The sequence below is a fragment of the Streptomyces coffeae genome (genome assembly GCF_016741875.1).
GTDB lineage: Bacteria > Actinomycetota > Actinomycetes > Streptomycetales > Streptomycetaceae > Streptomyces > Streptomyces coffeae.
In genome coordinates this window covers 314,875-337,830 of record NZ_JAERRF010000007.1, presented here as the reverse complement: position 1 = coordinate 337,830, position 22,956 = coordinate 314,875, and the positions used below count along the sequence as shown (strand labels likewise).

At 71.0% G+C, this 22,956-nt stretch carries 17 protein-coding genes; 9 read left to right on the top strand and 8 right to left on the bottom strand.

Annotated elements, in window-relative coordinates; all coding sequences use genetic code 11:
- Positions 1 to 168: 168 nt before the first annotated feature.
- On the top strand, positions 169 to 1,167 hold the full coding sequence (locus JK363_RS14650) for an NAD(P)H-dependent flavin oxidoreductase (RefSeq protein ID WP_201875304.1): 999 nt from the start codon (positions 169 to 171) through the stop codon (positions 1,165 to 1,167).
- A gap of 69 nt (positions 1,168 to 1,236) precedes the next feature.
- Here JK363_RS14650 and JK363_RS14645 read toward each other — a convergent pair whose 3' ends face one another.
- Complete coding sequence (locus JK363_RS14645) at positions 1,237 to 1,437, bottom strand: SCO3870 family protein (protein ID WP_201875303.1); 201 nt, start codon at positions 1,435 to 1,437, stop codon at positions 1,237 to 1,239.
- A gap of 430 nt (positions 1,438 to 1,867) precedes the next feature.
- On the opposite strand from JK363_RS14645, the gene JK363_RS14640 reads away from it, so the two are divergent.
- From JK363_RS14640 to JK363_RS14630, 3 genes are all read left to right on the top strand, one after another.
- Positions 1,868 to 2,422, top strand: a complete 555-nt coding sequence (locus tag JK363_RS14640; RefSeq protein ID WP_201875302.1) for a hypothetical protein — start codon at positions 1,868 to 1,870, stop codon at positions 2,420 to 2,422.
- Positions 2,419 to 3,381, top strand: a complete 963-nt coding sequence (locus JK363_RS14635; protein WP_201875301.1) for a putative T7SS-secreted protein — start codon at positions 2,419 to 2,421, stop codon at positions 3,379 to 3,381. Before JK363_RS14640 ends, JK363_RS14635 begins: the two co-directional genes overlap by 4 nt.
- Before the next feature lie 145 nt (positions 3,382 to 3,526).
- Positions 3,527 to 3,868 (top strand): hypothetical protein, encoded by a 342-nt coding sequence (locus JK363_RS14630; RefSeq protein WP_201875300.1) that lies wholly within the window; start codon positions 3,527 to 3,529, stop codon positions 3,866 to 3,868.
- 4 nt (positions 3,869 to 3,872) lie between these two features.
- Here JK363_RS14630 and JK363_RS14625 read toward each other — a convergent pair whose 3' ends face one another.
- The 3 genes from JK363_RS14625 to JK363_RS14615 form a co-directional block, all read right to left on the bottom strand.
- Positions 3,873 to 4,517 (bottom strand): protein-L-isoaspartate(D-aspartate) O-methyltransferase, encoded by a 645-nt coding sequence (locus JK363_RS14625; RefSeq protein WP_201875299.1) that lies wholly within the window; start codon positions 4,515 to 4,517, stop codon positions 3,873 to 3,875.
- Positions 4,518 to 4,725: 208 nt separating this feature from the next.
- Positions 4,726 to 5,196 carry a (2Fe-2S)-binding protein gene (locus JK363_RS14620; protein WP_201875298.1) on the bottom strand — a complete coding sequence of 157 codons (471 nt, stop codon included), beginning with the start codon at positions 5,194 to 5,196 and terminating at the stop codon, positions 4,726 to 4,728.
- 9 nt (positions 5,197 to 5,205) lie between these two features.
- Positions 5,206 to 7,338 carry a xanthine dehydrogenase family protein molybdopterin-binding subunit gene (locus tag JK363_RS14615; protein WP_236075800.1) on the bottom strand — a complete coding sequence of 711 codons (2,133 nt, stop codon included), beginning with the start codon at positions 7,336 to 7,338 and terminating at the stop codon, positions 5,206 to 5,208.
- A gap of 545 nt (positions 7,339 to 7,883) precedes the next feature.
- On the opposite strand from JK363_RS14615, the gene JK363_RS14610 reads away from it, so the two are divergent.
- Positions 7,884 to 12,251 carry a hypothetical protein gene (locus JK363_RS14610; RefSeq protein ID WP_201875296.1) on the top strand — a complete coding sequence of 1,456 codons (4,368 nt, stop codon included), beginning with the start codon at positions 7,884 to 7,886 and terminating at the stop codon, positions 12,249 to 12,251.
- Positions 12,252 to 12,398: 147 nt separating this feature from the next.
- On the opposite strand, the gene JK363_RS14605 is transcribed toward JK363_RS14610, so the two are convergent.
- Positions 12,399 to 13,112 carry a response regulator gene (locus JK363_RS14605; RefSeq protein ID WP_372444756.1) on the bottom strand — a complete coding sequence of 238 codons (714 nt, stop codon included), beginning with the start codon at positions 13,110 to 13,112 and terminating at the stop codon, positions 12,399 to 12,401.
- A 34-nt stretch (positions 13,113 to 13,146) separates the two neighbouring features.
- Positions 13,147 to 14,352: a sensor histidine kinase gene (locus tag JK363_RS14600; RefSeq protein ID WP_201875294.1), complete on the bottom strand. Its 1,206-nt coding sequence runs from the start codon at positions 14,350 to 14,352 to the stop codon at positions 13,147 to 13,149.
- Positions 14,353 to 14,619: 267 nt separating this feature from the next.
- Between JK363_RS14600 and JK363_RS14595 the strand changes: the two genes are divergently transcribed.
- Both JK363_RS14595 and JK363_RS14590 read left to right on the top strand, forming a co-directional pair.
- A complete protein-coding gene (locus tag JK363_RS14595) occupies positions 14,620 to 15,405 on the top strand; it encodes an ABC transporter ATP-binding protein (RefSeq protein WP_201875293.1) in 786 nt (261 codons plus the stop codon).
- 50 nt (positions 15,406 to 15,455) lie between these two features.
- The gene (locus tag JK363_RS14590) at positions 15,456 to 17,975 is read left to right on the top strand and encodes an ABC transporter permease (protein ID WP_201875292.1); all 2,520 of its coding nucleotides are present in this window, start codon (positions 15,456 to 15,458) and stop codon (positions 17,973 to 17,975) included.
- Between the two features lie 446 nt (positions 17,976 to 18,421).
- Here the strand turns inward: JK363_RS14590 and JK363_RS14585 are convergent, their stop codons facing one another.
- Entirely contained in the window at positions 18,422 to 18,649 is a 228-nt protein-coding gene (locus tag JK363_RS14585) for a hypothetical protein (RefSeq protein WP_201875291.1), read from the bottom strand.
- Positions 18,650 to 18,708: 59 nt separating this feature from the next.
- Between JK363_RS14585 and JK363_RS14580 the strand changes: the two genes are divergently transcribed.
- Complete coding sequence (locus JK363_RS14580; RefSeq protein WP_201875290.1) at positions 18,709 to 19,365, top strand: TetR/AcrR family transcriptional regulator; 657 nt, start codon at positions 18,709 to 18,711, stop codon at positions 19,363 to 19,365.
- A 76-nt stretch (positions 19,366 to 19,441) separates the two neighbouring features.
- A complete protein-coding gene (locus JK363_RS14575; protein ID WP_307821725.1) occupies positions 19,442 to 21,805 on the top strand; it encodes an arylsulfatase in 2,364 nt (787 codons plus the stop codon).
- Between the two features lie 60 nt (positions 21,806 to 21,865).
- Here JK363_RS14575 and JK363_RS14570 read toward each other — a convergent pair whose 3' ends face one another.
- Positions 21,866 to 22,891 (bottom strand): formylglycine-generating enzyme family protein, encoded by a 1,026-nt coding sequence (locus JK363_RS14570; protein WP_236075768.1) that lies wholly within the window; start codon positions 22,889 to 22,891, stop codon positions 21,866 to 21,868.
- Between the last annotated feature and the right edge of the window lie 65 nt (positions 22,892 to 22,956).

Sequence of the window (22,956 nt, the reverse complement as noted above, 5' to 3'; positions counted from 1 at the left end):
GAGAGGGCGTCCGGTGGTCGAGCCACGCACCGGCCGTCCTGGTGTCGGTGTGACCATCGCGGTCCTCCTGCGCTCCTACAGATCCACAGCCCCTGGTGCTTCGATTTCCGAAACACTAACATCACGCAGTGATTCGGAAACCGAAGCGCTCTACGTGGGGAGGACGGCATGACGGCGTTGACCACACCTCTGTGTCGGCAGTTGGGGATCGAGGTGCCCGTGGTGCAGGCGCCCATCGGGTCTGCGGTCACAACAGACTTGGTGGCTGCGGTGGCGAACGCGGGCGGGCTCGGCACCCTCGCCCTGACGTGGGTCACCCCAGAGGAGGCGGTGCGCCGGATCCAGGGGGTTCGGCGGTTGACGCCGAAGCCCTTCGCCGTGAACTTGGTGCTGGACTTCCCGGTCGACGAGCTTCTCGACGCCTGCCTGGCGGAAAGTGTGCCGGTCATCTCGACGTTCTGGGGTGATCCCTCGGCTGTCGCCGAACGCACGCATTCGGCCGGCGCCATCCACCTCCACACGGTCGGTTCCGTCACCGAGGCCGAACGCGCCGTTGCCGCAGGCGTCGATGTGATCGTCGCCCAGGGGTGTGAAGCAGGCGGCCACGTGCGCGGGGAGACCACCACGATGGCGCTCGTGCCCGCAGTCGTGGACGCCGTGCACCCGGTGCCCGTCATCGCGGCCGGCGGCATTGCCGACGGGCGCGGGCTCGCCGCCGCACTGGCTCTCGGGGCCCAGGCCGGATGGCTGGGCACCCGATTCCTGACGGCCTACGAGGCGGCCACGCACGAGGTCTACCGCGAAGCCGTGATCCGGGCGGCCCCGCAGGACGCGGTGCACACGCGGTGCTTCGACGGTGGCTGGCCCAACGCCCCGCATCGTGCACTGCGCAACTCCACGCTCAGCGCCTGGGAGGCCGCGGACTGTCCCGCCGCGCCGAACCGTCCCGGAGAAGGCGCCGTGGTGGCCCGCAACGCCGAGGGACGAGCCTGGTCGCGTTACGAGGACATGGTCCCCGTGCCCGGCATGTCGGGCGACCTGGAGGCCCTCGCCCTCTACGCGGGCCAGAGCGCCGGGCTCGTCCACGACGTCGCAGCGGCGGGCCGCATCGTGGCCGACATCGCCGCTGGTGCCGCAGCCCTCTTGGGGTCGAGACTCACCGTCTGACGACCGCGATCGCCCGCACCCGACCGGCGCCGGGCCGGATGCCCGACGCCGAGCCGGCAACCGTGGAGCTCAGTTGGAGTTCGTCTGCCGGTAGCGGATCCATGTCACGACCGTCAGGCAGGCCGTGATCCACATCACGACACTGGCGTTGGCCATGGACTCGACGTACTGCTCATAACCGTCCGCGCGCAACTGGACCGTGAACAAGCCCAGCACGGTCCCAAGACTCGCAATCGCGGTGGACAGAGCGGCGAAGGGAGGCTGTGTCATTCCATCTCCTTTGACCTATGAGTTCAACACAATGATCTTCGAGTCTAATCACGAACTCGTCACTCTGTCGGACGACTTGGCCCGGGACCTCGTCGCAGCCTTCGTACTCGTGGGCCAACCGCCGGGCCCTCTCCCCTGCTGGCGCCCGGAGCTTCCGTGGCTGCCAAAGCAGGTGGGAGATGCCGCATCCCCCAAGCCTCGAGAGGATACGAAGTCCTGCGCATCGACTGCTCAGGGTGTCGTTCTCCTGCGCTTTCTGGTTTCCGAGGCGGCTCGCGCTGTTCGAGGGTGTGTGCGGTTGGACATCGACGACAGTCGAGGACGTGGTGGACCTGTTGCCCGAGAGGGTGCGGGCAGCGGTGGATCCGCTGGGACCACGGATGTTCACGTGGGATGGGGCGGCGGCCCTGAGGGCCGCTGAGGAAGGTCGATGTCGGGGGATGGCAAGGGTGGTTCGGCGGCGGATGGGCCGAAGCCGGGCGATGGCTACCGGGTGGAGATCGATTCGGTACAGAGGGTGCTGACACCGCTGGATGAGTCGGTCGTCGCTGCGCGGAAGATCAAGAAGGACTGGAAGACACTGGCCGACAGCATCCGAACCTCCGCCGCCTTCGACATCTACGACTCCTCGGAGAAGCTGCTGTCCGCCTGTGGGTTCGGTATGGGCCGGGTGGCCGAGCACGCGGACACAGTGGTGGAGACCCTCCGGCAGGTGATCGCCGCCTACCTGCTCGCCGACCTGCTGCGCATCAAGGACTTCGCGCCGACCGAGGACAACATGGCCAAACTCCCCTTCGGCGAATACGGCATGAAGGCGTGGAAGGACGGCTACCGGCCGAAGTTCGATCCACCGCCGCAGATCTACAAGGAGCCCTGGCTCGACGATGACGGCGGCACCTACACCGGAGACGTGCCCACCAACCCGCGGCTTCGCTACGACGGCGGCTGGGAAGTCGACGGCGGTTCCAAGGGAGTGACCGCATGACCCACAAGGACGCGACCGAGGGCGGCACGACCGAGCGCATACCCGCCAACGCCAAACCCTCCGACGTCATCCCCGGCAGCCCCTACGTCGAAGACCTGGCCGTCAAACTCCGCGCCTACGCGGGCGCGTTCCAGGACGGGGTCGAACAACTCGACGTGCTGTCCTTGATGAACTGGACCGGTGCGGCGTCGGAGGGCTTCCAGGGCGCGACGGAGAAGCTGCCCAAGGAACTGGGCTCGGCCAAGACCTACTTCACCTCCGCCGCGAGCGCACTGGACTCGTACGCCGCGAAGCTGCGGTCGGTGCAGAAGCACGTCAAGCCGATCATCGACGACGCCGATGAGGCGCGGGCAGCGTCCAAGAGCCACTGGCAGCGGTGGAAGGATTACAGCGAGGCGGATGACCGCAAGGACGATCCCCTGCCGGAGAAGCCACCGGAGGACGATCCGGGGATGGCAGCGCTGGACGCCTGCTACAAGCGCCTGGACAAGCTGGAGAAGGAACTCAAGCTCGTCGTCGACACCGCCAAGCGCACACTCGACACCGCCAAGGAGAAGGCCCCGGACAAGCCCGCGGCCCCCGAGGGCGTGGACTACCTCAAGCAGAAGTTGGGGGACTTCTTCGGGGGAGCGAAGGACACCGCCCACGGGTGGTACAAGGAATTCGAGTATCTCGTCGAGGACGGGCCCCAGGGGGCTGGGCTGCGGCTCGCGGGCATGGCAGACGGGGCCGCCTACGCCGTCGACCACCCCAAGGAGTTCGCCAAGGCCGTCGTCAACTGGGACGAGTGGCAGCGCAACCCCGCCCGCGCCGCCGGACAACTCACCCCCGACCTCCCCCTGGCACTGGCCACCGGCGGCACCGACGCCATCCGCCGCGGCGGCAACGTGGCTTCTGGCACAAACAAGACACGGAAGACATCGTCTTCTCTTTGCGGCCAGGGGCACACGAGCCACTGATCGTCAAGCCCGACGGCACTATCATGAACGGAAACACCAGGGTCGCCGTGCTGCGGTCACGTGGGTACGACGTGGATTCGCTGCCTCGCGAATCCTATGGTGGAGGCCGGCCGATGACGGACGAAGACTTCTGGGATATGGACCAATGAGTGCTCGCGACCGCGTACTGGCAATTCTGGATTCGCATTCGAGGGAGACATTCCTGATCGCCATGGGCCATCGGCTGGGGGTCTCGGCGCGCGAAGTTTTCACCGGTGAAGGCCCGCATCGGCTCGCGCAGGCTCAAGCCTGCAACGAGATGATGATCTCCATCTGGTCACAGCTGTGGGCCACGAAGGAATCCCAGGACAGCGGCTACCCGGACCCGGAATTCCTCTCGGCCCTGCTGAGCAAAGCCGATGCCGGGGACGCACGCGCACACCTACGACATGCGCTGGAAAGCGCACTGCGAACGGTGGATGACGCTGGGAACACCAACGCGTCCTAGAGGCTCAGGAGGGGTAGCCGTACCGTCCTCGCAAGCGGACGAAATGAGCGGGCGTGAGTATCCGCCGACGCTCCAGCCCCGTCGCGGTGCGCAGAAAGGACACCACCTGGTCCCAGCCACCCGGCCCGACGGGCTGTACGAGGCGACCGCCGAAACGCAGTTGTCCGGTCAGCGGCGCAGGGACCTCCGGGAACGCGGCGGACACGATGACCGCGTCATACGGAGCGCGGTCCGGCACGCCGCCGCTGCCGTCCCCGACGCGCGACTCGACATTCCCGATGCCCTGCCGGGCGAGGTTGCGCCGTGCCTGATGTGCGAGGTCCGGCCACATCTCTATGGTCACGACATCGGCGGCCAACCGGGCGAGCAGTGCGGTCTGGAAGCCGAGGCCGGTACCGATCTCAAGGACGTGTTCATCCCCGCTCAGGTCGAGACCCTCGATCATCATGGCCGAGAGCGAGGGTTGCGTGGTCACCTGTCCGTGCCCGATCGGAATGGGCACGTCGTGATAGGCGTACGGGTGGTGGCCGGTGGGGACGAATGCCGCTCGGGGAGTCGCTCGTACGGCCTGGAGCAGGCGCTCGTCGCTGATGCCTGCAGCTCGGAGAGCCCGTACAAGACCCTCAGGTGGATGGGCGGATTCGGTCATGGCCAAGGCTCACCGCACCACCTGCGCCAGGCACTCCGTCTCCGGCCTCATCACCCCTGCTTTCCCTTCACGCATCCACACGAACGATCCGTGCCTCCATCGTCGTACCGCGGGCTCGTACCCGCGCGTCGGCCTCGTCGGACTGCCCCGGGTGCGGGGCGGTGCGGCCGAGGCGAGAATGGAGTTCGGGCCGCCGTCATGCAGGCTGTCAGTCCTCGGCGGGCGGGCTGCCTGCGGAGGCTTTCTTGATCGCTTCGCGTATCCGGGAGTAGGTGCCGCAGCGGCAGACGTTCTCGATCCGGTCGATGTCGGCATCCGTCGGCCGGGGCGTCTTCTTCAGCAGGGCTGCCGCGGCCATGATCTGTCCTGGCTGGCAGAAGCCGCACTGCGCGACATCGCAGTCGAGCCAGGCCCGCTGTACGGGATGCAGTGTGTCTCCGTCGGCCAGGCCCTCGATCGTGGTGACCGAGCGGTCCGCGCAGTCCGCGACGGGCACGATGCAGGGCTGGACCTCCTCGCCGTCGAGATGACTGGTGCAGGCGCGGCAGACCCCGACGCCGCAGCCGTACTTGGGGCCGGTGACCCCCAGCATGTCGCGCAGCACCCACAGCAGCGGCATGTCGGCCGGTGCCTGGACAGTGACCCGTTCCCCGTTGAGGACGAAGGCGTAGGAGGGCATCGGTACCTCTCAGAAGTTGACCGGGAAACGGCGGGGTCGGGTACCGGTCGCCCGGGCATAGGCGTTGGCGACGGCGCCCGCCGCGGCGGGAACGCCGAGTTCGCCGGCCCCTCCGGGGTCACGCCGGGAGGGCATGATGTGCGCTTCGAAGTGCAGAGGCGCGTGCCGCCCGCGGGCGTAGCGGAAGTCGGAGAAGCTGCTCTCGCGGACCGCGCCACGGTCGATGTGGAGGCCGGCCCGCAGCACGGTGGAGATCCCGTCGATCGCGGTGCCCATGAGCTGCGCCTCGAGGCCCCGCGGGTTGACGGCCGTTCCGACGTCGGCCCCCATCACCACCTTGGTCACCCGGGGGTTCTTCGGATCGGTGGCGTCGATCTCGACCAGGCAGGCCACGCAGGAGCCGTACTCCTCGTGGACAGCCACGCCCTGGGCCTGGCCCGCCGGCATGGTCCGGCCCCAGTTTCCGGCGGTCGCGACCTTGTCGAGTACGGCCTTGACGGCCTTGTTCCGGAGTGTGGTGCGCCGGAACGCGACCGGGTCCTTGCCCAGCCTCTTGGCGACCTCGTCGACGACGATCTCCTCGGCCGTCCTCGTCGTCCCGGAATCCACCGACCGCCAGGCGCCGAGGGGCATCGCCAGCCCGACCCCGCCCGAGTCCTTCGAGACGCGTCCGAAGTTGTACAGTCCATCGTCGCTGGGGAGCGGGCCCGCCGCGGGAGCGCGCGCGGTGCGTGCGGCGGCGGTGGTGGTCACACCGCCCTGCGCGGCCGTGCCCTGCTGTACGGAGGACTCGTTCACCGAGGCCATCGAGTGGGCGAAGGCCACCACCCTGCCCCGCGCGAGGCTGGCCCGGATCCTGTGGTGGCTGGCCGGGCGCATCCTGCCGTGCCGTATGTCGTCGCCCCGGCTCCACATCAGCTTCACCGGCCGGTGTGCCTTTTGGGAGATCAGTGCGGCCTCGATCGCAGCGTCGAAGTTCAGCCGCCGTCCGAACGAACCCCCGCCGCGCACGACGTGCACCCGGACCTTGGACTTCGGCAGTCCGATCGCCTCGGCGATGCTGTCCCGCGCGTCCATCGGCGTCTGCGTGGAGAACCAGAACTCCGCGCGGTGGGCGCGCACATCCGCCACCGCGGTCAGCACCTCCATCGGGGCGTGGCTGACGAAGGCGAACTCGAACTCGGCCTCTGTCTGCGCCGATCCGCGCGGTGGGGTGCCGAGCCGTGGAACAGCGGCCCGCAGTCGGGCCCGGATGGCGGCATCCGACAGGGGCGCGAGCGGGCCCGGGGCCCATGTGATCCGCAGCGCGTCCCTGGCCTTGAAGGCGTGGTGGAAGGTGTCCGCCACCACCGCGACACCTCCGGGGACCCTGACGACGGCGCGGACGCCCTGCATGGCGCGGGCCGCCCTGTCGTCGACCGAGACGACCTTCCCCATGATCGTCGGCGGCCGGGCCACCACGGTCGGCTTCGCTCCGGCCACCGAAAGGTCTCCGGCGTACTTCGCCTTGCCCGTGACGATGTCCCGCGCGTCGATCCGGGTCGTCGGCCGCCCGATCACGCGATGCCGGGACGGAGGCTTGGGCTTGCTCGACACGGCGGGCCGATGGATCCCGGCGGCGCTCGCGGTCAGTGATCCGTAGGTGGCCGTGCGCCCGTCCGGTGCGATGACCATCGTGTCCCGGGTGCGCAGGGTCCGGGCAGGGAGGTGCCACCGTCTGGCAGCCGCGGTCACAAGCCTGGCGCGGGCGGTGGCGGCCAGTTGGCGGGCCGGACCGTACAGTGAGCTGACCGAGCTCGAACCGCCCGTGTACTGGTTGCCCTTGTCCCGGGCGTCGGCGAGCGGGATGTCGACATCGACGAGCCGGGCGTCCAGCTCCTCGGCGATCATCATGGCGACCGCGGTCGTGATGCCCTGGCCGACCTCGACCCGGGGCAGCCGCACGATCACCTTGTTCGTCGCCGTGACCTGGAGGACCAGCATCTCGTCGTCGGCGCCCCTCACCACAACGCCGGACGGTTTGCGCGCAGACTCCGGGCTGCCGTCGGCGCCTTCCGCCGAGGACGTGTCGCAGCCGAGCGGTGCGGCGACCGTCAGGGTGGACGCCGCCAGCGAATAGACGACGAATCGTCGGCGGGACAGCCGGCCGGCCTCACGGGACTGCCGGGACGCTGTCGGCCGTGGCACCTCGTCCCGAGGCGTACCAGTGCCGGCGGCGGAAGACTCGAAACCGTCCAACAGACAACCCTCCCAGTGCGTCGCCCGCTCCTCGCATCGCGCGTCGGGCCCGTCCATGACATGAGTACTCGGGTCCGTCCAACTGGTATGAGGTGTCTTGTTTCTTTTGGGTTGCGTGCCGAAGCGGAATTGCTGCCGCAGGAGTTGATGAGGCGGACCCCCGCCGGATCCGGGCGGTCGCCCGGTCGCGGGGTATCGGTGCGGCCGTCGAGGCATCGCGGTGAGGGCGCGAGCGGTCCCGCAGGCGGCACACCACCACGCCCTGTCCTTCCCGGGTGGAAGTCTCCAGCATGTGCCGTGCCTTCGGGAGGAAGCCCTCCAGTGCACACAACGCTTGGACTTCTGCGTGCAGTTGCACCCTCGGAAAGAGCGATTCAAGCCTGTGTGATGGGGTTCCCCTCGGACCACCGTCCGAAGACGACAGACGACAGACGCAAGGGATACGATCGGTGACATCAGGCTCAGCGACCCGCTACGACCGGAGCGGTGCGCAACTGCTCGCCCTGCTGCTGGCCGGGGCCGCCCCTGGCGATGCCGGGCGGATACGCCGTCGGCTGGGCGAAGCGGAGCCCCGCTACCTCACCTGGGTGCCCCTCACCGCAGAGGCCCGGGCGAACGCGGCCCGCGACCCCGACACATGCGTACGGCGAGCCCTGGCACGAGCCAAGGGGCTCACCGGCGACGACCTGGCCGCGCTGCTCGAACGCCCCGACCCCATCGTCGACCAATGCGTGTACGAGCATGCCGAGGCCCGCCCCTGGATGCGCCGTCTCATCCTCTCCCCCGGGCGGCACCCCGAGCCCACCGCCCTCGCCCCGCTGCTGACCCGGATCCGCGCGACCACCCAGGAAGCGCCCGCGCTCCCGCACTTCGTGGGTGCGGCCGTGGTGAGCGGCACGCCCGAGCTGGTCGAGCACGCCCTGACCACCTGCGGCCGCGCGCTGACCACCGCCGAGCAACTGCGAGCCGTACTCGGGCTGTTCGCGCAACCCGACCGGCTGCGCCTGCTGCTCGACCCCGCGACCGGCCCGGTCCCCCTGCACCCCGCCGTTGCCGACATCGCACGCGGCGCGCTCGACAGCGACGGCGACCCCGGCGGCGACTCCGGCGGTGACCGGCTGCGCGCCGCGGTGGCCGCCACCGAGGGGCCGGAGGGCATGGTGGCCGGACTCCGCGCGGGCGAAGCCGAACCGGCCTGGCGCCGTACCGTCGACTGGGACGCCATCGTGACGGCTCATCGGTCCGCGCCGCTGCCGGAGCCCGCCGTACGCGTCCTCGCGGCCCACTCCGACTGTCCCGAGCGGCTGCTCACCGACCTGTACCGCACCCATCCCGCGGTGGTCGCCGAGGTCGCACCCGCCTGCCCGGCCCTGCTGCGCGCCGCCGTCCACACGCCCGGCCACCCCGAACTCCTCCGGATCGCCGCCGGTCTGGGCCCGTCCGACGACCGCGCGGACCTCAGCGCACTCGTCCTCGACACCATCGCCCCCGCGCGCACAGCGGCCCGGGCTCTGCTCGAACTCGGCCCCACCGCGCCCCTGCGCGTCCTTCTCCACCGACAGCTCGGCGGCGACCCGCGGCGCTGGGCCACCCTGCGCACCTCTCTGTCCCGGTACCTGGGCACCCTCGCCGACCTGTTGGCCGGTATCGCCGACGGCACGGTCCCCGAGCCCGCACCCTCGGTCACGCCACCGGCACTGACCAAGACGTACCGGTTCCTGCTGTACGCCGCCGAACCCGACGATCTGCGCGAGCTGCTCCCGCACCTGCCCGACGAACTGCTGCACGCCCTGCTCGGCAAGGGTTCGCTGCCGTCGCACGCCCTGCCCACCGCGCTCGCGGCGTCCGCCCCCCGCGTGCGGGCCGCCATCGGCGGCAACATCGCCCTCGGCGCAGGCGATTTGCGCCGACTGACCGAGCGCGACGAGCCGCCGGTCAACGCCGCCGTGTACGGCAACCAGAAGACCACCCTGTCCCTGCGCCGCGCGATCGCCTCCGGCGTCCCCCGCACCCCGGGCCGCGCCGAGCCCGTCCCTCTCGACGCCGGGCTGCGTGCTGAACTCCTCGCCACCAAGGACCGGTCCCTTCGCAGCCCGCTGATCACGAGCGGCGACCCCGAACTGGTCCTGCACTCCTGGGCGTGGTGGACGAGCGACGGCGCACGCCACTACTCCGTGGTCCGGGTGTGGGAGCGCGGCGGTCCGGACGCCGTACGCCGACTCCTCGGCCTGGTCCCCGCCGACCCGCCCCCGATCCTCGTCGAGGCGGCCGCCGCGCTGGACCACCCCGACGGCCTGGACAGGTTCAGGGAAGGGCTCGAGCCCTACGAAGACCCCGACGCGCTGCCCCGGGTCTTCGCCGACCCGCGCGGACGCAATGCCACCCGCCGGCTGATGCAGGAGATCGTGCACGAACCCTATGTGTACGACTTCCCGCGCCTGATCGCCGCCCACCGCGAGCACACCTTCCAGCCCGAACCCATCGAGGAGCTTCTGCGCCACGAGGACGTCGACGAGGCGATCCGCCAGGCACTCACCACACCCGCGAGCAACCTCGACTCCGAGCCGGTCGATCATCTGCGCGCCACGTCGTACGACACCACCCTGCACCGCTGGTTCGTCGACACCGTCGAGCGGGACCTGCTGGAACCCGAGCGGCTCGTCGACACCGCCCAGCCGGCCGCGGCGGTCCTCACCCACCTCCACCACGACGCCGTCGGTGCCCGGGTCCACCGGCACGCCGTCGACCTCGTACACGAGCATCTGGCCGGACACTCGGAAGCGTGGGTCATCGCGCTCCACCTGGTCGGAACCTTCGCCGGCTCACTCGCCGAACTGATCACCGCGGCGGCGCAGGTGGCCGGCCCCCGGCCCAACGCCGACGAGCTCGCCCGCCTCGACGCGAACGCCCGGACCACCGGCCCCCCGGACCCGGCCGAGGCACCCGCACCGGCCGCGCCCGCACTCACCCACGCCGAACAGCGGGCGCGGGAACACATCTTGGACCGGGACGCGGCCCTCGCCTCCGCACATCTGCTCCGCACGCTCGTCGCGGGCGCGCCACTGCCCACCGATCCCGGTGTGCTCGACGTCCTCGCCGCTACGTACCCGGTCAGTTTCCCCGGACTCGCCCATCCCGCCTGGCTCGTGGAGGCGTGTGACCGGCACGCCTCGCCCGACACACGCCGGCGCCTCGCCGAGACAACGGCCGACCGGGCAGGGAAGGACGATCTGCTGGCCTGTCGGCAGGGGATCGTCGCACCCAGCGAGATGGTCGCCCGGACGCCCGCACATGAGATGTCCCCGCTGCCAATCGGCTGGTTCATCCGTAGAGTGCCGGCCGCTGCCGCTGTGTGTGCCGCGCGCCGACTGGTCGCCGACCGGCTCGGCACCGACCTCGAGCGGTGGCTGCGCGCGCTCGCCGCGATGGACAGCGACTGGGCCGAGCGGCCTTTCGCCGAGCTGCTCGAGCACGGCAGCGCGGACACCGTCCCCACGGTACTCACCCCGGCAGGCGCCGGACTCCTGCTCCACGCGGGCACCGACGCTCTCGCGGCCGTACTGCCGCGGCTGGACGCGCGGGCCACGCTCACCCTCACCGAGCGCGCGTGCAAGACCAACCACGTGCCCGACGCCCTCCTGGACCATCTGTTCGCCCACGACGACCACGCCGCGCTGCTCCTCCTGGCGCGCAGCTCCCGCCACCGGGACCTGCATCTGCGGCTCCTGGCCGTCGACGACCCCACGATCAACGCGGCGCTGTACGGGGAGGTCCACAGCAGCAGCCCGTCCGTCGAGATCCGCCGGATCATCCTCTCCCGCCGACCCCAGGGCCGCACCGCCGAAGGGCCGGACGACCTCCTCCCGCTTGCCCCGGAGCTCCGCGAACGGCTGCTCGCACGAGACCATTTCGACAAGGGATCAGCGAAGTACCTCCGCCTTCTGGTCGAAGCGGCCGACCCCGAACTCGTGGAGCACGCGCTCGCCTCATGGGGCAAGCGCGTTCCGCTGCCGGACCACCTCCTGGCAGCGCGCAACGCCCTTCGCCACGGCGGCCCCGACTGTCTCCGCTCGCTGATCGACCGGGGCCTGCTCAGTGCGGGCGCCGCCAAGGTCGCCACGAAGGCGCTGTCCGCGCCGGCCCCGGACGCTGTCCTCACCGCCCGCCTCGACAAGGAGCTGAGCACCGATCGCCTGGTCGCCAAGCTCCGCACCTGTGGGGAGTACGAACACGAGGACGTCCTGGACCTCCCCTACACCCGCGACTGGGACGTCCTGATCCGGGCCCACGAACAGGAGCCGTTCCGCTCGCGGGTATGGGGCACCATCGCCCGGCTGCCGGACGCTCCGGACGAGCTCGCGCCGGCGGCGTTCGAGTACTGGTCCTGCTTCATCGACCGCACCCTGACCGACCGTGGCCCCAGCTGGGCCCGTGCGGCCATCGGGAACATCCCGAACCTGTCGATCCCGCGCAACGAGTGGGCCCCCGTCCTCGACGCTCTTCTCGAACGGGGCCTGCTCTCCGGCAAGGAGATCATCCACAGTGGCGCCATGGCCAGCCGCATGCTCCACTACCTCGCGGAAGCCTCCGTGCGCCAGGAACTCCCCACCGCGCTCCGGGCCGCCGTCCAGGAGGCCACGAACGAACTGGCCGCCCTGGCCGGCAAGCTCCTGGGCACGGACGACGAAGCCTGGCAACGCCTCTTCGCCGCCCTGGCGGGCAAGGACCCTCACTGGCCCATGCACGACTCCCACACCACCCCAGCTGCCCTCCTCAACCACGCATCCCGCAGGCCCCTCGTCCCATCGGAGTACTAAGCGGCCTCGCTGAAGTCCGGGGAGGTTCGGTTGCGCCCCGAAGGGGCACGGGGCTGTGTCGATGTGCGGCTCCGCCGCGTGGGCGCGACCAGCCACGACGCTGCCGCGGACAAACGACCCCACCTCGCGGCCCTTCCTGCGGAGCGCTTAAGCGCTCCCCTCGCCTCCGCAGACGCCCGTCTCCCACGCCCATGCGGCGATCTCGACGCGGTTGCGTGCGGCCAGCTTCCGCTGGACGTTCGCCAGGTGGGTCTTGACCGTGGACAGCGTGACGTAGAGCTCCGCGGCCAGTTCGTCGTTGGTGCGGCCGCGGGCGACGAGCCGGACGACGTCCAGTTCGCGCTGGGTCAGCGGCTCGGCCGGCCGGACCGGCCCGTTACCGGTGCCACCGCGCACCGCGGGTGCGGCCGCCGGCCGGTTGCGGTGCGGGGCCATATGCGAGAGCAGCCGGACGGTGATCGACGGCGAGATCAGGGAGTTGCCCGTGGCCGCGGCTCGTACGGCCTCCGTGAGCAGCGCGGGCGCTCCGTCCTTGAGGAGGAATCCGCAGGCGCCGTTGCGCAGCGCGGTGTAGACGTACTCGTCGAGATCGAAGGTGGTGGCGATCAGCACGTTCATCGGGTCCGGCACACCGGGGCCCGCGAGCTGCCGGGTGACTGCGAGACCGTCCAGCTTCGGCATCCGGATGTCGAGCAGGCAGACGTCGGGTCGCAGCCGCCGTGCCTCCTCGAGGGCCGCCGCCCCGTCGGCGGTCTCCGCCACCACCTCGATGTCCGGCTGGGAGTCGAGGATCATACGGAAGGCGGCACGGAGCATGGCCTGGTCGTCGGCGATGAGGACCCGAATCGTCATGGACGACATGATTCCAGGGGGACGCCGGGCGGTCAGTGCGAGGTCAGGGTGTGAGTGGCAGGACCGCGTGGACGCACCAACCACCGCCCGGCCGCTCCCCCGCGCTGATCCGCCCGCCGATCCCCTCGACTCGCTCGGCGAGACCGACGAGACCGTATCCCCCACCGGCCGCGTGGGCGTTCGGCGCCGCATTCTCGCCCGTGGGCCCGCCCTGGTTCCGGCGGCGGCCGTCGTCGGTCACCGACACCTCCAGGCGGTCCGGCGCCTCGGGGTGCGGCGCGACCCGCACCTCGACCTGCGTCGCCCCCTCCGCGTGCTTCCGCGCGTTGGTCAGTGACTCCTGCACGACGCTGTAGACGGTGGTGGCGACCTCCGGTGGCACCGGGCGGTCGGTCAGGTACGGGTCGACGGTCAGCGTCGCGCGCGGCCCCGCGACCGAGAACTTCTCCGTGAGCGTGCGCAGGGCGCCCAGATCGCCCGCGGGGCGGGTCGCCGCGGGAGTCGCGGGATCCCGCAGGACGGAGACCATGGCACGCATCGATCCCAGCGCCTGGGCCCCGGCCTGCTCGATCTGGGCCAGCATCCGGTCCTGGTCCTCGCGGCTCTGGACGTGTCCGGCGTCCGCCGTGAAGCGCGCGGCCTTGGTCTGGGCGACGATCGCCGTGACGTGGTGGGCGACGAAGTCGTGCAGCTCCCGTGCGTACTCCAGGCGTTGGGTCTGGGCCACGGCCTCGAACGCCCGGGCCCGCAGGATGTCGCGCATGCGCAGCGCCAGTCCGAGGATGACCGCGGAGGGTACGGCGAACAAGATGAGAAGGCTGATGAACAGATAGAGGTGGTCGTCCCAGTCCTCCAGGCGCAAGGAGAGGACCACCGCCGCGCAGGAGGCCGCCGCCGAGAGCCCGATCGCCTTCAGGGGCCGGAGGCGCCGCACCGCGCGGGTGACCACCAGCAGCAGCACGGCCAGCTCCACCATCCCGGGCGTGTTCTCGGGACGCTGCCTGAGCTGGGTCTCCACGACCGTCAGGGTGAGGGACGCCGTCGCGGCGGCCGAGACGCACTGCCAGAACCAGCGCTCCGGCGCGAAGAGGGCGAGCAGCGACAGCGCCCCGGTGACGACCGTCGCCGCCACCACGGCGGCGTACGGCGCGTTGCGGCCCTCGAGTACCACCAGGGCGAATAGTCCCGGAACGACCAGGCATATGAAGGCTCGCTGGAGCGGGGAGCGGGCCAGGAACGCGGCAATCATGCAGGTCACGCTACGCCAGGCGGCTCCCCTTCCCCCTCGGCCGTTCGGCCGAGGGAGGTGGCTCGCCGTTCGGCTTTCCGGTGGATCCGCGGAGGCGCCGCGGCCCGGCAGCATCGGAACGGTCCGGTGGGGCGGCTGCGCAGACCGCACCGTCCCGCCACCCGAAACCCATGGATTCCTTCGCCGCCGCGGGGGTCCGGCCGTTCGACCGGTCGTGCCGCTTCGGCCGCGGACCGTCCCGAGAACGTCATGCAGGAGCGATGTGCAATGAGCCAGCGATCGGACGCCCCCGCGTCCTCCCCCAGGTTCGGTGAGGTGGTCGCCGCGGGCCACCACGTGACCAAGGTCTACGGCGAGGGCGAAACCGCGGTGACGGCGCTGGCCGGTGTGTCGGCCCAGTTCGTCTCCGGGGAGTTCACCGCGATCATGGGCCCTTCGGGGTCGGGCAAGTCGACGTTCATGCACTGCCTCGCCGGTCTCGACACACCCACGTCCGGCAGTGCGTGGATCGGCGACACCGAGCTGGGCTCGCTCGACGAGGCCCGGCTCACCAAGCTGCGGCGTGAGCGCATCGGCTTCGTCTTCCAGTCGTTCAACCTCCTCCCCACACTCACGGCGCTGGAGAACATCACCCTCCCCTGCGACCTGGCCGGGATCACTCCCGACCCGGCGTGGCTGCAGGAGCTCGTCAGCACCCTGGGCCTGGCCGACCGGCTCGGTCACCGGCCGGACCAGCTCTCCGGCGGCCAGCAGCAGCGGGTGGCCTGCGCCCGGGCGCTCGCGTCGCGCCCCGCGATCGTCTTCGCCGACGAGCCCACCGGCAATCTCGACTCCCGGGCGGGCGCACAGGTCCTGTCGTTCCTACAGATGTCCGCGGAGATACTCGGGCAGACGGTCGTGATGGTCACCCATGACCCCGTCGCGGCCGCCTACGCCGGTCGCGCCCTCTTCCTGGCCGACGGCCGCCTCGTCCACGAGATGGCGAAGCCCAGCGCCGCCGGGGTGCTGGAGCAGATGAAGGCGTTCGACGCCGGGCAGCAGGCCGTCCGATGAGGGGCGTCCCGCACTCGCCCCGCAGCCGCCCCTCGCCCCGGAGGTTCGCCATGCTCCGTACCACCCTGCGCACCCTGCGCTCGCACCGCCTCCGGTTCGCGCTGCCCGCCCTCGCCGTTGTCCTCGGCGTCGCCTTCGTGACCGGATCCCTGATCTACGGCGACTCCGTCAGCGCCGCCCTGGCCAAGGCCCGCGCCAACTCCCAGCCCGATGTGTCCGTCGCGGTGCGGCCCGCGGAGTCCACGCAGTACTCCACGTCGGACTCCCCCGACGCGGCACCCCGTCTCGACCAGGCGCTGCTGAAACGCCTGCGAGCCCTGCCCGGTGCCGCGGCGGCACGCGGGACGGTCGAGGGCCCTTCGTTCCTGGCGGGTTCGGACGGCGGACTCGTCGGCGACCTGTACCGGTCCGCGGGCGTCAACTACGTCCCGGGCCCCGGGGGCAAGGACCCCCGCTACCCCCTCACCGCCGGACGCGGCCCGCGCGCCTCCGGGGAGATCGCCATCGACAAGGCAGCGGCCGAGCGTTCCGGAACACGGGTCGGCGGCACGGTCCGGATCGTCGTGAACGGCACGGCACGCGACGCCCGCGTCGTCGGCCTCTTCACCGCGGAGGACAGCCGCCTCGCCTCCGGCGGCACGCTCACCGCGTTCGACAACACCACCGCGCTAAGGCAGTTCGCCCCGGATCAGGGCGGCTACACGACGATCACGCTGACCGCCGACGAGGGCACGTCCCAGGCCCAACTGGCCGAGCACGCGCAGGATGTGCTGCCGCGCGGGCTCGAGGCCGTCACCGCGGACCAGCTGCGGGGCGAGGCCACGGCCGCGTCCGACGCCAAGCTCACCACGGTGCTGCTCGGCTTCGCCGGTGTCGCCCTGTTCGTCTCCACCTTCCTCGTCGCCAACACCTTCACGATGCTGAGCGCCGCGCGCGCCCGTGAACACGCCCTGCTCCGCGCCGTCGGAGCCACCCGGCGGTATGTGATGCGCCAGGTGCTGACCGAAGCCGGGGTCGTCGGGGCGGTCGCTTCGGTCGTGGGCTACGCGGCGGGCATCGGCGTCGCGGCGCTGCTGAGCACCCTGTTCGGGGACACGGGCGGCGTCGTCGACGTCCCGTTGCGGATCCTCCAGCCCACGCCCGTGCTGGCCGCCTTCGGCGTCGGTGTCGCGGTCACCATGCTCGCGGCCTACGTCCCGGCCCGTCGTGCGGCGTCAGTCTCCCCCGTGGCGGCACTGCGGACGAGCCGTCCGCCCACGCCCGCGTCGCTGCGCCGCCGCGGTGTCGTCGGCGTGACGGTCACCGGGCTCGGGGTGCTGCTGCTCTGGGCGGCCGCCGGGGACGAGAACATGCTCTACCTCGCCGTACCCGTCCTCCTTGTCGGCCTGATCGTCCTCACCCCGCTCATCGCCCTCGGCGTCACCGGCCTGCTGCGGACGCCACTGCGGCGGCTGGCGGGGATCCGCGGCAAGCTCGCGGTGGAGAACGCGCGCCGCAACCCTCGGCGTACGGCGGCCACCGCGGCGACCCTCATGGTCGGCCTCGCCATGGTCACCGCCGTCACGGTCGTCGTGGCGTCGCTCAGCCGGGTGGACGAGGACGAGGCCGACCAGGCCATGGCCTCCGATCTGCGCATCACGGCCGTCGACTTCGGGGAGATCGGGGCCGATGTCGCTGCCCGCGTCGCACGCCTCCCGGACGCCGCGGCCGTCACCGCCGTCGTCAACACCGACATCCGCATCTCCCGCGAGGACATGCTCCCCGCGGCGGCCGTCACCCCCAGCACGGTGGAACGCCTGGCCCCCATCACCCTCCGCGAGGGGTCGCTGAAGCGTCTCGACCGCGGCATCGCCCTCGAGGAAGAGACCGCCGCGGCGCGCCACTTGAAGCTCGGGAGCCGCGTCACGGGCAGCGTGGCCGGTACGGAGCGGAAGACCGCACTCCCGGTCGTGGCCATCTACGAGGGGAAGGACTTCGCGTCCGCGCTCGTCTCGCGCACCCAACTGCCCCGTACCGCCGACGGCGACCATGCGCGCGTCGCGTCGGTCCTCACCGACGCCGACCCCGGCCGTACGGCCGCGCTCCAGCGCGACATCCGGCGTACGCTCGACAACCCCGCGCTTCTGGTGCAGGACCGTGCCGAGGTGCGGAAGGCGGCGAGCAGCACCTCGGCCGAGTTCCTGAACATCATGTACGCCCTGCTCAGCATCACTGTCCTGATCGGCATCCTGGGCGTGGTCAACACGATGGGCATGGCCGTCTCCGAACGCGTCCGCGAGATCGGCCTGTTGCGCGCGCTCGGACTCGACCGCCGACGGCTCGCCTCGGTCCTGCGCATCGAGTCGGTGACCATCTCGCTGCTCGGGGCGGCCCTCGGCCTCGTCGCGGGCGCGGCGATCGGTGTGGCCGCCGTCCTCACCCAGCCCAGTGTGCCGCTGGTCGTCCCCTGGGACCGGGCGGCCCTGTGCTTCGCCGGCACGGCCGCGATCGGCGTCCTCGCCTCGCTGTGGCCGGGGCGGCAGGCGATGGCGGTCCCGATGCTGAGGGCGGTGGGCACGGACACGGAGTAGGGACGTACACGAAAGGGGCCGGGTACGGCGTGGGCACCACGCGCCGTACCCGGCCCCTGTTCGCAGATCGTGCGGTCCTGGACCACTTGAGTGCCACCCACACCGTCATGCGCTGGGCGCTGAGCACGGCATGTACGTGATGGGCGCCGAGACCCCCCGCCTTCGGCGCCGCCTATCTCGACTACCACCTCCGTGACGGCATCGCCGAACAGATCGCATGCCCCGCTCCGATCTGTGAGGCCGCCGAGGACCTGTTCTTCGCCGGACAGGCCCGGCAGCCCCGGCAGCTCCGGCGTGGACGGTTCGGCGTCGGTCCGCTGCCGTCGATGACCACATCGGCGCTGAGCGGTCCGGCGCTGGTCTCGATGCGCCACCCCTGGGCGCCCTCGTCCCAAGCCGGCTTCAGCAGTGCGGTGTTGAACCGGGTGTGCGGCAGCAGCCCGTGGTCACGTGCGGTCCGGCGCAGATAGTCGCGGATCTCCGGCTGCCTGGGAAAACGACTGCGTCCAGTGGGGGTTGGGCGCGAACGACAGCGAGTACAGGTGCGACGGAATGTCGCAGGCGCAGCCGGGACAGGTGTTGTCGCGCCACACCCCGCCGACCTCGGCCCCGGCGTCGACGACCACGACTACGACCACGACCCGCAGGTGTTCGACCCGCTCCATCCCGGTCATGTATGCGATCTCCCTGAAGCTAACGCGAAGCTAACGCGAGTCGCGTTACAGTTCCAATCGTGTCAGCAGCCGTCGAGACTCCGCATCCCGAACCGCCCGAACGGGCCGACCAGGACCGGCGCCGGCGTCAGCCGGTGCAGGCGCGCAGCCGCGAGACCGTGGAGAGGATTCTGGATGCCACAGCCGCCCTGATCGACGAGGGCGGCGTCGACGCGGTCACCACCAGGGCCGTCGCCCAGCGCGCCGGGATCACCGCCCCCTCGCTGTACCGGTTCTTCGCCGACCGCGAGCAGATCATCGACGAACTCGTCCGACGCCACCTTGTCCGGCTCCAGGCGTTCGTCGCAGTGGCCGAGCAGGACTGGACCCCGTCGTCGCTGCTCGACTTCGTCGAGCACGAACTCGACATATACGTCCGCTACTTCCGGGCTCACCCCAACGCCAACAGGCTGTGGCTCGACGGACGAGTGTCGCCGACGGTGCGCGCCGAAGTGCTGCGCCAGCACCATCACACCGCCGCCCGTATGCAGGCACTGGCCACCGCGGCCGGGCTCAGCAGCCCCGACACCGATCCACTGGTCTTCGTGATGATGGTCGAACTGAGCGACCGGGTGCTCGAACTCGCCTTCCGTGACCGCGACGAGCCCGACCCGCAGAGCATCAGCCACGGCATCACGGCATTGACCGCCTATCTGACGGCCGCACTGCGGCCCTGACCCACCCTCCGCAACGGCGTCGGCAGCCCCGCACCGGGAGTCGGCGCCGTCGTCATCCCCGAGAGCAGGAGAACCCGTGCCGGACCAACTGCCACGCACCGTGCTGCCCCTACCCGACCGGCCCGACACCGGGCCGATCGCGTACGACGTGCACGACCCGGACCACCGCCAGGCTTCGATCACGCCGCTGCGCCCGCCCGCGGGCGCGCCCAATGTGCTCATCGTGCTGCTCGACGACGTCGGCTTCGGCGCCAGCAGCGTCTTCGGCGGCCCCGTGGACACCCCCGTCGCGCAGCGGCTGGCCGACGGCGGCCTGCGCTACAACCGCTTCCACACCACCGCCCTGTGCTCACCGACCCGGCAGGCGCTGCTGACCGGCCGCAACCACCATTCGGTGGGCATGGGCGCGATCACCGAGCTGGCCACCGCGGCGCCCGGCTACCACACGGTGCGGCCCAACACCAAGGCGACGCTGGCCGAGACGCTGCGCCTCAACGGGTACGCCACCGCGCAGTTGGGCAAGTGCCACGAGGTCCCGGTGTGGGAGACCAGCCCGGCCGGGCCGTTCGACCGCTGGCCCACCGGCAGCGGCTTCGAGTACTTCTACGGCTTCGTCGGCGGCGAGACCAGCCAGTACTACCCCACCCTGTACGAGGGCACCACCCCGGTGGAGCCCCCGCGCACCCCCGAGCAGGGCTACCACCTCACCGAGGACCTCGCCGACCGTGCGGTGGACTGGATACGCCGCCAGCACGCCCTCCAGCCGGACCGGCCGTTCTTCATGTACTTCGCCCCGGGCGCCACCCATGCTCCGCACCATGCCCCTCAGGAGTGGGCCGACCAGTACGCCGGGCGCTTCGACGCCGGCTGGGACGCGCTGCGCGAGGAAGTCTTCGAGCGGCAGAAGGCGCTGGGCGTCATCCCCGCCGACGCGCAGCTGACCGCCTTCAACCCCGAGGTGCCTCACTGGGACGACATGCCCGACGACCTCAAGCCCGTGCTGGCACGGCAGATGGAGGTCTATGCCGGGTTCCTGGCCCACACCGACCACCACATCGGCCGGATCGTGCAGTCCCTGGACGATCTGGAACAGCTCGACGACACGCTGATCTTCTACATCGTCGGCGACAACGGCGCCTCGGCCGAGGGCACCCCGCAGGGCAGCTTCAACGAGATGATCAACTTCAACGGGCTCGGCGCCGTGGAGACCACCGAGTTCCTGCGCACCAGGGTCGACGACCTCGGCACCCCCAGCGCCTACAACCACTACGCCGTCGGCTGGGCGCACGCGCTGAGCACGCCGTACCAGTGGACCAAGCAGGTCGCCTCCCACTGGGGCGGCACCCGCAATCCGGCCGTTGTGCACTGGCCCGCCCGGATCACCGCCGCCGGTGGCCTGCGCCAGCAGTTCGCCCACGTCATCGATGTCGCGCCGACCATCCTCGAAGCGGCCGGCCTGCCGGAGCCGGTGACCGTCCACGGCGTCACCCAGGCCCCGATCGAGGGCGTCAGCCTCGGCTACACCTTCGCCGACGCCGAAGCCCTGGACCGCCACCAGACCCAGTACTTCGAGATCACCGGCAACCGCGGCATCTACCACCACGGCTGGACGGCGGTCACCAAGCACCGCACGCCCTGGCAGCTGGTCGGCGCCCAAACCGTCGCCTTCGACGACGATGTGTGGGAGCTGTACGCCCCCGACGACTGGACCCAGTCCCGCGACCTGGCCGCCACCCAGCCACAGATGCTGCACCGGCTCCAGCGGCTGTGGCTGATCGAGGCAACCCGACACGGGGTGCTGCCGCTCGACGACCGCGCCCTCGAACGCGCCGACGCCACCCTGGCCGGCCGCCCACAGCTGATCAAAGGCACCACCCAGGTGCTGTTCCCCGGCATGGGGCACCTCAACGAGAACTCGGTCATCAACATCAAGAACCGCAGTCACGCCGTCACCGCGCAGCTCGTCGTCCCCGACAAGGGCGCGGACGGCGTCATCGTCTCGCAGGGCGGCATGGCCGGCGGCTGGAGCCTGTACGCCCACGACGGCCGGCTGCGCTACTGCTACAACCTGGTCGGTCTGCATCGCTCCTACGTCGCCGGCGACACCGACCTGCCGCCCGGGGAGCACCAGGTGCGCATGGAGTTCGCCTACGACGGGCCGGGCCTGGCCAAGGGCGGTACCGTCACGCTGCATCTGGACGGGGCCGAGGTCGGCCGCGGCACCGTCCCGGCCACCCAGCCGGTGCTGTTCTCCGCCGACGAGGCGACCTGCGTCGGCCGCGAGACCGGCTCCCCGGTCACGCCGGAGTACGCCGAACGCGGCAACGACTTCACCGGGTCCATCCGCTGGGTCCAGATCGACATCGATGCCGCCGCGGACAACCCCGAGCACCTGATCCCGATCGAGGAACGCTGGCGCATCGCCATGGCCCGGCAGTAAGCCCTGGACCGTGTAGGCCGCCGGGCTCGCCCCGGCGGCGTACACGGAAACGCGCCGACGTCACGGAACGCGCTGGCTCGAAGTCGAGGGCGCAGCTGCCGTCCGGACGACGCAACGGAAGCCGACATGGCCGGTCGTCGTGTCGACCGGTTGAGCGAGCCTGGCCGCGGGCCGGTAACGGCGGCAGTAGTTCGGCGCGCACAGGTACGACCCGCCCTTGATCACCCTGCGGGGTATCCGCGCGTGCGGTGGCAGCGCCGCATCGACCGACAGCGCCCGGCTCCCGCCGGTCGGGTTGGCCCGGTCCGCCGCGCCGGCGCAGCACGCCGACGCGGGTGCGGGCTGGTGAGCCGACCACCAGTCGGCGGTCCACTCCCACACGTTGCCGATCATGTCGTGCAACCCGAAGCCGTTGGCCGGGAACGCGCCGACCGGCGAGGTCAAGTACCAGCCATCGGCACGGTCGTTGACGTGCGGGAAGTCACCCTGCCACACGTTGGCCATATGCCGCCCGCCCGGCGTCAGCTCCGTGCCCCAGGCGTACTCACCGCCGACGGCGCCGCCGCGAGCGGCGTACTCCCACTCGGCCTCCGTGGGCAGCGCCTTGCCGGCCCAACGGGCATAAGCCTCGGCGTCGGCGTAGCCGACATGGACCACCGGATGCCCGCCCAGCTCGTCGATCGAGCTGCCGGGCCCCTGCGGGTGACGCCAGTCGGCGCCGGGAACGAGGGACCACCACTGGTAGGCGTCACGCAGGTCCACCTGGTGCGCCGGCGGCGTGAACACCGCGGAGGCTGCCACCAGCAGCGATGCGTCGGCACCGGGGTAGTCGGCCGGATCCGGCACACGCTCGGCGAGGGTCACATGGCCGGTCTCCGCCACGAACGTGGCGAACTGCTCGTTGGTCACCGGATTCCGGTCGATGGAGAAACTGTCCACCGTAACCGGGTGGGCCGGCGCCTCCTCGGGATAGTGGTCATCGGACCCCATCGTGAACCGGCCCGCGGGCACCCGGACCATCGCCGCGGTCACCTCCGACGCAGCACTGCCGGTGATCATGTCGGTCATCGTCTTCCTCGCTGACATGCTGGTTCCCTCTGATTCTCGCCGACGTTACGGGACCGCGACCGGCGAGGCACGGCCCTGCCAAC

Coding starts and splice junctions, on each gene's coding strand:
- JK363_RS14650 (WP_201875304.1), top strand. CDS start 169: ATGACGGCGTTGACCACACCTCTGTGTCGGCAGTTGGGGATCGAGGTG.
- JK363_RS14645 (WP_201875303.1), bottom strand. CDS start 1,437: ATGACACAGCCTCCCTTCGCCGCTCTGTCCACCGCGATTGCGAGTCTT.
- JK363_RS14640 (WP_201875302.1), top strand. CDS start 1,868: ATGTCGGGGGATGGCAAGGGTGGTTCGGCGGCGGATGGGCCGAAGCCG.
- JK363_RS14635 (WP_201875301.1), top strand. CDS start 2,419: ATGACCCACAAGGACGCGACCGAGGGCGGCACGACCGAGCGCATACCC.
- JK363_RS14630 (WP_201875300.1), top strand. CDS start 3,527: ATGAGTGCTCGCGACCGCGTACTGGCAATTCTGGATTCGCATTCGAGG.
- JK363_RS14625 (WP_201875299.1), bottom strand. CDS start 4,517: ATGACCGAATCCGCCCATCCACCTGAGGGTCTTGTACGGGCTCTCCGA.
- JK363_RS14620 (WP_201875298.1), bottom strand. CDS start 5,196: ATGCCCTCCTACGCCTTCGTCCTCAACGGGGAACGGGTCACTGTCCAG.
- JK363_RS14605 (WP_372444756.1), bottom strand. CDS start 13,112: ATGTCGTCCATGACGATTCGGGTCCTCATCGCCGACGACCAGGCCATG.
- JK363_RS14600 (WP_201875294.1), bottom strand. CDS start 14,352: ATGATTGCCGCGTTCCTGGCCCGCTCCCCGCTCCAGCGAGCCTTCATA.
- JK363_RS14595 (WP_201875293.1), top strand. CDS start 14,620: ATGAGCCAGCGATCGGACGCCCCCGCGTCCTCCCCCAGGTTCGGTGAG.
- JK363_RS14590 (WP_201875292.1), top strand. CDS start 15,456: ATGCTCCGTACCACCCTGCGCACCCTGCGCTCGCACCGCCTCCGGTTC.
- JK363_RS14585 (WP_201875291.1), bottom strand. CDS start 18,649: ATGACCGGGATGGAGCGGGTCGAACACCTGCGGGTCGTGGTCGTAGTC.
- JK363_RS14570 (WP_236075768.1), bottom strand. CDS start 22,891: ATGTCAGCGAGGAAGACGATGACCGACATGATCACCGGCAGTGCTGCG.